Raw genomic sequence first — 3,351 nt, 5'->3', positions numbered from 1 at the left:
GAATTCAATAAACGACACCCCAAATTCAATGAACGACACCCCGAATTCAATGAACAACACCCCAAATTCAATGAACGACACCCCGAATTCAATAAACGACACCCCAAATTCAATGAACGACACCCCGAATTCAATGAACGACACCCCGAATTCAATGAACGACACCCCGAATTCAATAAGGGAGTTCCAAGTAAAAAAATATTCCATTGCTATTGTTGACTCTTAACAGTCAACAGTTAACAGTCAACAGTCAACAACCTAAAGCGGTTGTTTTTATTTTTTGGAAGTTCCTAAGTACTTAATTGAATTGTGTATTGTTATCCTTCCCTTCATGATTCAAATTTGGTAGCACCAGTAATTTTGTCAATTCTGAATTCTGAATTTTGAATTCTGACTCCTGAGTTATGACGTAATTTTTACTCGATTTCTCCTAGAGAGGTTAGCAAAAAGCGGGCAATTCTTTCAGATGCGCCGGGTGGGCCAAATCGCTCAGGGCCATTTTGTTGACACTTAGCGAGGTAGTCTGCGTCTTGTAAAGTCTCGACTATTCGTCGGGCTGCTTGTTTGAGAGTCTCTGGAGTTGCTGGCCCGGTGCCGATGGTTTGGGCGGAAATGCCCAAGAGCCGCGTTTGTGCCTCTGCGAATTGATAGGTAAATTGCGGGCCTTCTCCGGGAATTTGGATAATTGGTTTGCCGATCGCTACTGCTAAATCCACTGCTAACCCTGCCATACCAATGACGAGGTTAGAGTAATATACAATGTCACTGAAAGCATCTGAGTAACATCTCACTTCCACAAGCCGTGATTCCTCAGCAGAACTACCAGGCAAAGAATAGGTGAGTACGCCTTGATTCAGTTGCCAACCTTGACTTTTAGCAATGTCGTCTAGTTCCTCCATCAAACGTGGTACCAAGGCGGCGCGAAACTGGAATCCTGACTCAGGCATCACCTTGGCAATTTCTACCACTAGCTGCAACTGCAAACAGAAATTTCGCGCTGCTTCTGGCATTCGTGAGCCTGGGAGGAGAGCGATCGCTGGAACGTCTGGTTTGAGGTGCAAGTCTTTGCCGACGGGGACGAGGCGATCTAATGCCGGAATACCGCCAAACTGAGCTTTAGCTATACCTTGGCGTTGGAGGTCACAAGCCGTATAGGAATCTCTGGTGAAAACTGTCAGACATCGAGAAGAATTCAAATCGTGCCACAGCAACGGATTGATACGCAATCGCCCTTCATAGAGAGCAGAAAGACAAGAGATAAACGAGACAAAGGGGCGCTTTGTTAAGTAAGCAAATGTCTGGGAGACAAAATCCCCAGTAGCCATAATCAAATCGCAGTTGGGAGCATACTGCAACACCGCTTGTAACTGCCGCCACGTTAACCCAATCAATCCCGATTGAAAATCTTTGAGCAAATAAAGCCGCTTCATGTAGAAGAATCCCCCAGAAGGCATTATTTGTGTAGGCCCAATAATGGGAATATCCAAGCTGCGGTAAGCTTTGCCTTCGCCCACAATCGGCATTGCTGCCATTTCAATGGAAGGACACAATTGGCGCAGGGTCTGAATAACATGAGAGGTGTGATTGTCCTCTCCGTGGCCGTTACTGATAAACAAGATTCGCTTAGAAGGCATCTTGGGGTTTGGATAGATCTAAAATACTTGTCTGGTCAGATTTTTAACCTACATTGAGTGAGTAGGCAAAGAAATTGATAGTATTTTTACTCTTAAGAGTTGTAATTTTATAGACAAATCTACAAACTTACTTTTCCAGGCGTAACCCGGAATGGAATTACTGCTAATCCCTGTTTTTGCAGACGCTAATTTATCAGAGAATACAGTATTAGGAGTACAAGTGCTATGCGTACATTAATCTGGGTTCATAAATTTGAACTGAGTAAACATAGTAATTTTAAGTGTTGACGACAAAGTGATAAAAAAGTTGTATCGCAAGAGTAAACATGGAACGCGCCATTTCTGCGTTGGGAATTTTAGTTTTTCTTGGCATATCTTACGCCTTTTCTGTGAATCGTCAGGCGGTGCGTTGGCGGATAGTAGCGTGGGGTTTGGGATTGGAGTTTATATTTGCTCTAGTGATTCTGAAAACTCCTTGGGGTTTGAATGTCTTTAAATCTCTCGGAGATATTGTCAGTAAATTTTTAGCATTCTCGGATGTCGGTGCGAAGTTTGTCTTTGGAGAAAATTTTAAGGATCATTTCTTTGCCTTCCAAGTGCTGCCGACAATTATCTTTTTCTCTGCTTTCATTAGTGTCTTATATCACTACGGCATTTTACAGCGAGTAGTAAACATAATGGCGTGGGTGATGATGAAAACGATGAAAACATCGGGTTCTGAATCTTTATCCTGTGCAGGTAATATCTTTTTGGGGCCAACAGAGTCAGCGCTGATGGTGAAACCTTACATAGCGAATATGACGCAATCTGAACTCCATGCACTGATGACGACTGGTTTCGCCACAATTGCAGGTGGAGTATTAGGGGCGTATATTTCCTTTGGCGTACAAACAGAACACCTAATAGCGGCTTTTTTTATGACTGCTCCCACATCGTTGGTGGTATCAAAATTGCTGTATCCAGAAACGGAAGTATCAGAAACGGCTGGTAAGGTAAAGGCGAATGTCGAAACTAATTATGTAAATGTCATTGATGCAGCTAGTAGCGGAGCAATTGACGGCGTAAAGCTAGCAGTTAATGTTGGGGTGATGATTATTGCTTTTTTGGGATTATTAGCTGCTGTAAATGCATTGTTGGGCTGGTTAGGCGGATTTGTCGGTTTACAAGAACTTTCATTGCAGCGGATTTTATCTTATTTGATGGCTCCCGTAGCATTTTTGATGGGTGTACCTTGGGCTGATTGTCGGCAAGTTGGGGCTTTATTGGGTACAAAGACAATTCTCAATGAGTTTATTGCTTTTTTGGATTTGAAGGCACTAATTGAGGACGGTAAAATTTCCCAACGCTCAGTAATTATTGCGACTTACGCATTATGTAACTTTGCAAATATCGGTTCTATTGGCATTACCATTGGCGGTATTACTGGTATAGCACCCAATCGCCAGCATGATTTAGCTCGCATGGGTGTCAGGGCAATGATTGGCGGATTGTTAGCGGGTTTTATTACCGCTTGTATTGCTGGGATGTTGATTTGATGGGGGCAGAGGGGCAGGGGGGCTAATAAAGTTGAAATAAATTGGCTTAGTGGGAAATAGTTATTAGCGATCGCTCTTATCGTTTGGCAATCAACGAGTATCAAAGGTGGATGAATCCAGTTTAAAAGTGGATGAATCCAGTTCAAAGGTGGATGAATCCAGTTCAAAGGTGGATGAATCCA

The 3,351-nt window shown here is 43.1% G+C and carries 3 protein-coding genes; 1 reads left to right on the top strand and 2 read right to left on the bottom strand.

The window, feature by feature from the left end:
• Both ACM0OY_RS39825 and ACM0OY_RS39820 read right to left on the bottom strand, forming a co-directional pair.
• The coding region (locus tag ACM0OY_RS39825) for a hypothetical protein (RefSeq protein ID WP_414574209.1) at nt 1-207 on the bottom strand (207 nt) is incomplete at its 3' end.
• Nucleotides 208-416: 209 nt separating this feature from the next.
• Nucleotides 417-1,634, bottom strand: coding sequence for a lipid-A-disaccharide synthase-related protein (locus ACM0OY_RS39820; RefSeq protein WP_414574091.1), 1,218 nt, complete (start codon nt 1,632-1,634; stop codon nt 417-419).
• Between the two features lie 326 nt (nt 1,635-1,960).
• Here ACM0OY_RS39820 and ACM0OY_RS39815 point away from each other — a divergent pair, with 326 nt between their 5' ends.
• The gene (locus ACM0OY_RS39815; protein WP_414574092.1) at nt 1,961-3,169 is read left to right on the top strand and encodes a NupC/NupG family nucleoside CNT transporter; all 1,209 of its coding nucleotides are present in this window, start codon (nt 1,961-1,963) and stop codon (nt 3,167-3,169) included.
• Nucleotides 3,170-3,351: the final 182 nt, after the last annotated feature.

Source organism: Nostoc sp. CCY 9925 (assembly GCF_963920935.1).
In the GTDB taxonomy this organism is placed as follows: domain Bacteria; phylum Cyanobacteriota; class Cyanobacteriia; order Cyanobacteriales; family Nostocaceae; genus Nostoc.
This window is presented reverse-complemented; position numbering and strand designations above follow the sequence as displayed.